The 9,765-nt window shown below is 37.7% G+C and carries 5 protein-coding genes; 2 read left to right on the top strand and 3 right to left on the bottom strand.

The annotated features are described in order from the left end of the window. Positions 1–163 precede the first annotated feature (163 nt). Complete coding sequence (locus tag Q0505_RS12680) at positions 164–1,630, bottom strand: glutamate synthase subunit beta (RefSeq protein ID WP_299213414.1); 1,467 nt, start codon at positions 1,628–1,630, stop codon at positions 164–166. A 3-nt stretch (positions 1,631–1,633) separates the two neighbouring features. Further along, positions 1,634–6,133: a glutamate synthase large subunit gene (gene gltB / locus Q0505_RS12675; RefSeq protein WP_299213412.1), complete on the bottom strand. Its 4,500-nt coding sequence runs from the start codon at positions 6,131–6,133 to the stop codon at positions 1,634–1,636. A 549-nt stretch (positions 6,134–6,682) separates the two neighbouring features. On the opposite strand from gltB, the gene Q0505_RS12670 reads away from it, so the two are divergent. Both Q0505_RS12670 and amt read left to right on the top strand, forming a co-directional pair. Further along, positions 6,683–7,021, top strand: a complete 339-nt coding sequence (locus tag Q0505_RS12670; RefSeq protein WP_299213410.1) for a P-II family nitrogen regulator — start codon at positions 6,683–6,685, stop codon at positions 7,019–7,021. Between the two features lie 5 nt (positions 7,022–7,026). Then, positions 7,027–8,322 (top strand): ammonium transporter, encoded by a 1,296-nt coding sequence (gene amt, locus Q0505_RS12665; RefSeq protein WP_299213408.1) that lies wholly within the window; start codon positions 7,027–7,029, stop codon positions 8,320–8,322. A gap of 128 nt (positions 8,323–8,450) precedes the next feature. Here the strand turns inward: amt and Q0505_RS12660 are convergent. Further along, positions 8,451–9,765: phosphoenolpyruvate carboxylase (locus tag Q0505_RS12660; RefSeq protein WP_299213406.1), on the bottom strand; the 1,315-nt coding region annotated here is incomplete at its 5' end.

Below are 9,765 nucleotides of genomic sequence, written 5' to 3'. Positions count from 1 at the left end.
AAGGAACATCGTGACGCAGAAGTGTATGTGACACTCAACGAAGTACGAAAGCTATTAAACCCATAAAAAAACTCCCTTAGATGATGTAGATAACTAAGGGAGTTTTTGTGGTATAGATATCATGCTTAATAATGTATACCAAATGAATTAAAATGATAATTAGTTACACCCTCGGTAAATCACTATCATCTTTTAAAGGCAATGTAGAACTTCCCATCAAAAAAGTATCTACGTGATACGCTGCCTGCCGTCCTTCTGAGATTGCCCAAACAATCAGTGATTGCCCGCGGCGCATATCACCTGCAGTAAAAATAGCGGGGACATTGGTTTTATAATCTTTTGTTGTCGCCTGAATATTATCTCGACCATCCATGTCTACGCCAAATTGTTCCGCTAGTGTTTTCTCTGAGCCGGTAAAACCAAGTGCCAATAAAGCAAGCTCACATTTCCATTCTTTTTCGGTATTGGGAACTTCTTTTAATTGAGGGCGTTCGCCTTCTTCAAAAATCCATTCAACTTCAACGGTTTTTAATGCTTTTAAGTTTCCATTACTATCGCCTATAAATTCTTTGGTAGAAATACTAAAAAAACGCTCCACTCCTTCTTTATGAGACGAGGTTGTTTTTAATTTCATAGGCCAATACGGCCACGGCTGATGCGCTGGTCGACCAACGGTAGGTTTGCTTAAAATTTCAAAGTTGGTGACAGATGTTGCCCCTTGGCGATTGGAAGTTCCGATACAATCAGATCCTGTGTCTCCTCCTCCTATGACAATGACATTTTTCCCTTCAGCAGTCAAAACTTCCTTAAAATCGGATATTCCATCGACACGTTGATTGTTTTGTTTTAAGAAATCCATCGCTTGATGTACGCCTTTCAAATCAGCTCCAGGAATCGGAATCGAACGTTTTACCGTCGCTCCACCACACAATACAATCGCATCAAAATCTTCTTTTAATTGAGTGATCGCAATCTCCTTTCCTACGTGTGCATTGGTTTTAAATAAAATTCCTTCATCTTCCAAAATCTTAATTCGCCGATCTATAATCTGCTTTTCCAATTTAAAATCGGGGATTCCGTAGCGCAATAAACCTCCTACTTTTTTATCACGTTCAAAAACGGTGACGGTATGTCCTACGCTATTCAATTGTTGTGCAGCTGCCAGTCCTGCGGGTCCAGATCCTATCACAGCTACGGTTTTTCCAGTTCTGATCTCAGGTGGGTTTGGAGTGATCCACGCTTTCGCGAAAGCGGTCTCTACAATATTTTTTTCAATATTTTCTATAGTGACAGGATCTTCGTTGATCCCCAACACACACGCCTCTTCGCAAGGTGCGGGACACAAACGTCCTGTAAATTCTGGAAAATTATTGGTCTTATGTAAAATTGCAGCGGCTTCTTCCCATTTTCCTTTGTATACCTTGTCATTAAAATCAGGAATGAAATTACCTAACGGACACCCACTTTGACAAAACGGAATCCCACAATCCATACACCGAGCACCTTGATCTTGCAGCTTTGAAGGCGCTAACGGAATGGTAAATTCTTTATAATTTTTGATTCGCTCTTCTGGTAACTCACGCGTTTCATCTTGACGCTCATATTCTAAAAATCCTGTGATCTTTCCCATATCCTAAGCTATTTGTAATTTTTCATTCTCCAATCGTTTTAAGGCTTTCTTATACTCTTCTGGAAGTACTTTTTTAAACTTTGGGAGATACGCTTCCCAACGCTCTAAAATTCGTTTTGCCAATGGGCTTGCCGTTGCTTCAAAATGATTTTCTATTAATTGTCTTAATTGTTGAGCATCTTCTTTCGTTTTTATAGGATCTATATTCAAATCGGCTGTATTACAATGTTGTTTGAATTCCTTTTGTTCGTCTAAAACATAGGCGATCCCACCACTCATTCCAGCGCCGAAATTTCGACCTACGGCTCCTAAGATTACTGCAACTCCTCCTGTCATGTATTCACATCCATGATCTCCTATTCCTTCTACCACTGCGATGGCACCTGAATTTCGCACACAAAAACGTTCTCCAGCTTTTCCGTTGATGTACGCTTCTCCAGAGGTGGCGCCATACAAAGTCACGTTTCCTGTGATGATATTATCTTCAGGAACAATGGTACAGGCCTTAGGAACTTTGATAATTAATTTGGCGCCAGATAATCCTTTTCCTAAATAATCATTTGTATTACCGTGGACTTTAAAGGTTAATCCTTTGGTTGCAAAAGCACCAAAACTCTGTCCTGCTGATCCGCTAAAATCAATATCTATGGTATCTTCAGGTAAACCATCGGCACCATAAATTTTAGAGATTTCGTTACTTAAAATCGCACCTACCGCACGATCTACATTGGTAATAGGCATCGCTAAATGTGTTTTTTGTCTTCTAAACAATGCTTGGTGTGCTTGCTTGATAATCTTGAAATCTAAATGCTTGTCTAGATGATGTTCTTGTTGTTCTGTATTATACAGTTTGGTATCTGCTGGCACATCGATTTTATGCAGTATCGGTGTTAAGTCAATACCTGACGCTTTGTAATGTTCTATCGCTTTATTTCGATTTAATTTCTGTACTTGCCCTACCATTTCGTTAACGGTTTTGAATCCGAGCGACGCCATAATTTCTCGTAACTCTTGGGCTACAAAATACATGTAGTTCACCACGTGCTCTGGCTTTCCTTTAAACTTTTTACGGAGTTCTGGATTTTGCGTAGCGATCCCCACGGGACAGGTATTTAAATGACACACACGCATCATAATACAGCCTGATGCCACTAAGGGCGCTGTCGCGAAACCAAACTCTTCTGCACCTAACAGACAAGCGATGGCAACATCACGACCGGTTTTTAATTGGCCATCACATTCTAACACAATCCGATTCCGTAAATCGTTCATCACTAGGGTTTGTTGTGCTTCTGCAATCCCGAGCTCCCAAGGCAACCCTGCGTGACGTAGAGATGTTAAAGGCGAAGCGCCTGTACCTCCATCAAAGCCAGAAATTAAAACCACATCTGCTTTTGCTTTGGCAACACCAGCAGCCACGGTGCCTACACCTATTTCTGAGACTAATTTTACGTTGATTCGCGCTTCTCTATTGGCTGATTTAACATCATATATTAATTGAGATAAATCTTCTATAGAATAAATATCGTGATGTGGAGGTGGTGAGATTAAGCCTACATAAGGTGTCGAGTTTCTTGTTTTTGCAATTTCGTGATTTACTTTGGGGCCGGGTAACTGTCCTCCTTCTCCTGGTTTGGCACCTTGTGCGATTTTAATTTGAATTTCACTCGCATTCGTCAGATAATTAGAGGTCACTCCAAATCGTCCAGAAGCCACTTGCTTAATCGCAGAGTTTTTCCAATCTCCTTGTGAACTTTTATAAAATCGTTCTTGATCTTCTCCACCCTCTCCAGAATTACTTTTACCACCAATTCTATTCATGGCTACTGCTAGATTCTCGTGGGCTTCTTTGCTTATAGAACCATACGACATCGCGCCTGTTTTAAATCGTTTTACAATTTCTGTCCACGGCTCTACTTCTTCAAGTGGAATAGGATCAAATTGATCAAACTCAAACAGTCCTCTTATAGTCATTAAACTCTTAGACTGATCGTTTATTAGACTTGAATATTCTTTAAACGTGGAGGCTTTATTTGTTCGTACCGACTCCTGCAATTTGGCAACCGTCAGCGGATTAAACATGTGTTTTTCTTGACCACGTCGCCATCTGTAATCGCCACCTACTTCAATATCTGGGCTTGTAACATTGACCTGAAATGCTTTCTTATGACGCTTTACAATTTCTTGTTCAATCTCTCTTAGACCAATCCCTTGAATCCGAGTTGGGGTATTTGGAAAATACTTTTTAACGGTTTGTGTATTGATTCCTATACACTCAAATAATTGAGAACCTCGATAGGAGTTTAAGGTGGAGATTCCTATTTTATTCATCACCTTCAAGATTCCTTTTCCAATTGCTTTATTATAGTTTTTAATCGCTTTTAGATATTCTAAATCGGTCACTTCAAGAGTATCAATTTGTTCTTGAACGATTTCATTAACGATATAAGGATTGACAGCACTCGCACCAAAACCAAATAGCAATGCAAAATGATGTACTTCTCTAGGTTCGGCAGATTCTATAATCAAACTTGTTTTTGAGCGTTTGTTTAACTTGTGTAACGCATGATTCACATACGAACACGCTAAAAGCGCTGGGATAGGCGCATGATTTTCATCTACATACCTATCTGATAAAATAATAATATTGGCACCTTCATCTATAGCTTTGGAGGCTTTAGACATTAAATTTTCTAAGGCGACTTCCAGTTCATTTAAACCTCTGTTCACTTCATATAACATAGAGATAGACTTCACTTTAAAATTAGGATTGGTATCATAATTTCTAATTTTATCTAAATCATGTTTTGAAATAACTGGATTTTGAATTTTTAATTTTTTACAATGCGCTGGACTGATATCAAATAAGTTGACATCACTTCCTAACGTAAGGCTAATATCTGTAATTAACTCTTCTCGAATTCCGTCTAACGGCGGATTGGTGACCTGTGCAAATAATTGCTTAAAGTAATTATAGACTAATTGTGGCTTTTCAGACAATACCGCAATAGGCGTATCACTTCCCATAGATCCGATAGGTTCTTTTCCAAGCTGCGCCATCGGTCTAATGATGGTATTTAGGTCTTCATGGGTATACCCAAAAACAACTTTTCGCTTTGCTAAATCTATTTCATCATATTGTATAGGACCTCTTTTTGCTGAAATTGCTTTGAGGTGTACTAGGTTTTCATTCAGCCATTTTCTGTAGGGATGTCGCGAGGCAATCTCTTCTTTTATTTCTTCGTCATTTACAATGCGACCTTCATTCATATTGACTAAAAACATTTTTCCAGGTTCTAAACGCCCATGAAATCTCACATTTTCTGGCTTGATATCGACCACGCCCGTTTCTGAAGACATAATCACATTTCCACTTTTAGTCACGGTATATCGGGAGGGACGCAAACCATTTCTATCTAATACGGCACCAATAAAATTACCATCGGTAAAAGGTATAGAAGCGGGACCATCCCAAGGTTCCATGAGGCATGAATTGTATTCGTAAAAGGCTTTTTTGGAATCAGACATCGTTGGATTTTTCTCCCAAGCTTCTGGAACCAACATCATCATCGCTTCTGGTAAAGAACGACCCGTCATTAACAATAATTCGACTACCATATCTAGTGTAGCAGAATCTGATTTTCCTTTTAAAATAGTCGGTATTATTTTTTTTATGTCATCGCCAAATAATTCACTCTCCATAATCTCTTCACGGGAGAACATGCGAGAGATATTCCCTCGTAAGGTATTGATTTCACCATTGTGACAGATATATCTAAACGGTTGTGCGAGATCCCATGTTGGAAACGTATTTGTAGAAAAGCGCTGATGGACTAATGCCAATCGCGTATCCAAAGTTGTATTGTATAGATCTAAATAATACTCATTAATGTGCTCGGGCTTCAACAAGCCTTTAAAAATGATGATTTTGGTAGAAAGACTTGGTACATAGAAGAATTGAGATTCTGATAGTTTTGAATTATAAATGGTATGCTCAGCTATTTTTCGAGCGGCAAACAATTTTAGATTAAAATCAACATCTGATTGATCCTCGTGAGACTTTCCAATAAATATCTGTTTTACAAAAGGTTCTGTGGTTTTAGCAATTTCACCTAACACATCACTATTCACAGGCACGTCACGCCAACCTAGAAGTTGTAATTCTTGATTTGCAATTTCGGCTTCAAAAACACCAATACAGTAATCCCTTTGATTTTGCTTTCGCGGAAGAAAAACATTACTCACCGCATATCCTCCTGGACTGGGTAATGAAAATTCACAAAACTTTTCAAAAAACGCATGCGGAATATCAATTAAAATACCAGCGCCATCACCTGTAACACCATCAGAGCTTACTGCGCCGCGATGCTCCAATTTTACTAAAATTTCGAGAGCTTTATGAATGATATCATTTGAGCGTTTTCCAGTTAAACTACATATAAATCCTGCACCACAATTATCATGCTCAAATTCTGGTAAATAAAGTCCTTGTTCCTTTAACATAAATAGTTTTTTTTCATAGTTTTTACACCTGAATGAATCTCTAAGATAGAAGCAAATTATAGCAACAACAAAAGGAAAAAGACTTTTAAGGAATTGTGAATTATCTCTTCTTAAAATATGAATTATTCATTTGAGAGCTTCTATTTTATTAAATACGTAATTATAAAACACTATATAAAAAAGCAAGGATACGACGACAACGTTTTCGCTAAAAACCAGCTATATAAAATATCACATCAAAAAACCAATTTGATAAACAAGTATTGAATAAAAACATATTGATTTATCAAAAATCATATAATTAATATACATACCCCCTAAAAAAATAGGGTCTAATCAAAAATATTCGTAAAAATAACAAAGTAAACCCTATTTAATTTATAGTTTATTACTTTTTATATAGTTTTAATGCTTCAAAACATAAATAAATAGCTCATTTGAAATCTGATACTTCTTACCTACATTTTTAAAAGATTTTTGTAGAAAAAATGGGGTAATATCGGTAGTGACTAGATGTAAAAAAATAATAAACTGACCTATACAAACACGATGAAAAAAGTTGAAGCAATTATCAGAAAATCAAAATTTTCTGCTGTCAAAAAAGCATTACACGAAGTAGGTGTCAACTTCTTCTCTTATTGGGATGTTACTGGACTTGGAAATGAAAAAGAAGGTCACGTTTACAGAGGCGTTGCTTATAGTACGAGTGATATCCAAAGACGATACCTGTCCATTGTTGTTAATGACGATTTTGAAGAGGTGACCATTAATGCCATACTTGAAGCTGGTGCAACAGGCGATGTTGGCGATGGTAAAATATTTGTATCACACGTCGAAGAAGTGTATCGAATCCGTACAGGAGAAAAAGGCGGAAACACTTTAAAATAAAACACATGGAATTACTTACTACCAATAATGTATGGATGATGCTCTGTACAGCACTCGTTTTCTTTATGCACTTAGGGTTTGCATTTTTAGAAATCGGATTAACGCGTCAAAAAAATACACTTAATATTTTATTTAAAAACATATTTATCATCACCGTAGGCTTATTACTGTACTGTTTAATTGGGTTTAATCTGATGTATCCTGGAGATTTTAATGGATTTATAGGATTTGCAGGTGTTGGATTAGATGCACCTCTTACAGAGGCGGGCACCTTAGATTTAGCTTATAATGAAGGCTACACCTACTGGACAGATTTCCTATTTCAAGGAATGTTTGCTGCTACTGCCGCTACTATTGTATCTGGAGCTGTTGCAGAACGTATGAAAATTGGCCCTTTTATGATATTCACAGTGATTTATGTAGGTCTTATTTACCCAATTGCAGGTTCGTGGAAATGGGGAGGCGGCTTTTTGGACAAATTAGGTTTTTATGATTTCGCAGGTTCTACATTAGTGCACTCTGTTGGCGGCTGGGCAGCGCTTGTAGCTGTTTGGTTATTAGGTTCTAGAATCGGGAAATATAAAGATGGTAAACCCCAAGCGATACCAGGACACAATATTCCGTTAGCCACTGCGGGTGTTCTCATCTTATGGTTGGGTTGGTTTGGTTTTAATGGTGGTTCTGTTTTATCGGCAGATCCAGGATTAACCTCATTAACACTTGTAACGACTTGCTTGGCTGCTGCAGCGGGTGGAGTAGTTGCTGCTATCGCCTCAACGATCATGTATAAGAATTTGGATCTTACCATGTTCTTAAACGGCATCCTTGGCGGATTGGTAGGGATTACGGCGGGTGCAGATGTGATGTCACCCACAAGCGCTATCCTCATTGGTGCTGTCGCAGGAATATTAATTGTTTTTGCAGTCAGCTTTATTGATAAAATTAAATTAGACGATCCTGTAGGTGCTATTGCAGTGCACTTGGTATGTGGCATTTGGGGAACGCTAGCGGTAGGTATACTTGGCTTTAAAGCTACTACGAATGATGCGGGTGTGTTTTTAAATGCTAATGGCGATGTTGTCACTACTGCTTCAGAAGCTGCTAATGCGCTATCCTTTTTACCTCAGCTCTATGGCGTACTTGCGTATGCTGTCTTTTGTATTGTTTCTGCTTTCTTAATCATTTTTACTCTGAAAAAGACAGTTGGTATTAGAGTTTCTGAACGTGAAGAAGTAGAAGGACTCGATGCTCACGAACACGGCATGGATTCCTATCCAGATTTTAGACTCAACGAACATTAAAAATATATAACATATCAATTTACCTGAATACACCTACTAAAAAGAGAAACCTCAAAGCATGATACTTTGAGGTTTTTTCTTTATTACGCTTTCGCGAAAGCGTGTATATAATTATTAATTTTAAAAAATTACGCCGAATTACGACTTGCATTGATATTTCCAAACAAAGAACGGGTTACTATTTTTTCAAATACAGCAATCTGTGCTTCATCTCTCTCAGGTGCTTTTTCAAGCTCCTGAATCTTTTTTAAGGCATATTGTTGAATGGTCAATAAAGGCAATACGATCGATTCTCGTATCGCAATAGACGCTTTTCCGGCAGGTTCTTCTTCCATCAATTCTTTATAGCCTGTCAGCTTCAAGATCAAACGTTTTGATGTTTCATATTCTTTAAAAATAATGGTCCAAAATGCGCCATACTCAGGGTCTTCTGACATGTATTTTGTCAAATCAAAAAATGATTTAGACAGCGACATCATACTATTTTCTATTAAGGTCTTAAAGAAACTAGAGGTTTTAAATAACCGCTGTACTTTCTCAAACTCCCCGATATCTTCATAGTGTTTTAACGCAGTTCCTACGCCAAAAAATCCAGGAACGTTTTGTTTCAACTGACTCCAAGAACCTACAAACGGAATGGCTCTTAAATCTGCAAATACCAACCCTTCAGCATTTCCACGCTTGGAAGGACGACTTCCTATATTCGTTTTAGCATAGTATTTAAGCGTACTCATGTGCTCTAGGTAGGGAATAAATTTTGGATGTGCCTTAAAAGCTACATACGCATCATAACTTAATGTAGCGAGCTCATCCATCACTTCTCTATTTTCAGAAGCCATGCTTAAATTTACTTCGTTTAAACTATTATAAATTCCCGAACTAATAAGCTGTTCTAGATTATATTGTGATGAGTCTAAAGTTCCAAAATTGGAACTAATGGTTTGCCCTTGGATGGTCAATTGCACTTCCTTGTCTTCAATTGTTGGTCCTAACGAAGCATAAAAATTATGCGTTTTCCCACCTCCTCTTGCTGGAGGGCCACCGCGACCATCAAAAAAGATCACCGTGATATCATATTTTCTAGAGATGGTAGTTAGATTTTCTTTGGCTTTATAAATCGCCCAATTTGCCATTAAATATCCACCGTCTTTTGTTCCGTCAGAAAAACCTAGCATAATGGTTTGTCTGTTTTTTCTATTTATCAAATGCTTTCTGTAAGCTTCATTTGTATACAAAATTCTCATTACAGAATCTGCGTTTTGTAAATCATCAACAGTTTCAAAAAGTGGAATTACATCAACAGGTAAAACATCATCAAACCCACATAAATTTAGCATTGCGAATGTTTCCATTACATTTAATGCTGTCTGATTATTGCTAATAATGTATCTGTTTGCGCCACGTTCTCCGTTTCGTTTTTGAATTTCTTTTAAAGCGTAAATA

It is taken from the genome of uncultured Dokdonia sp. (assembly GCF_937910895.1).
Classification (GTDB): domain Bacteria; phylum Bacteroidota; class Bacteroidia; order Flavobacteriales; family Flavobacteriaceae; genus Dokdonia.
Note: the sequence above shows the minus strand (reverse complement) of the source record. Positions and strands in the feature narration are given on the sequence as shown.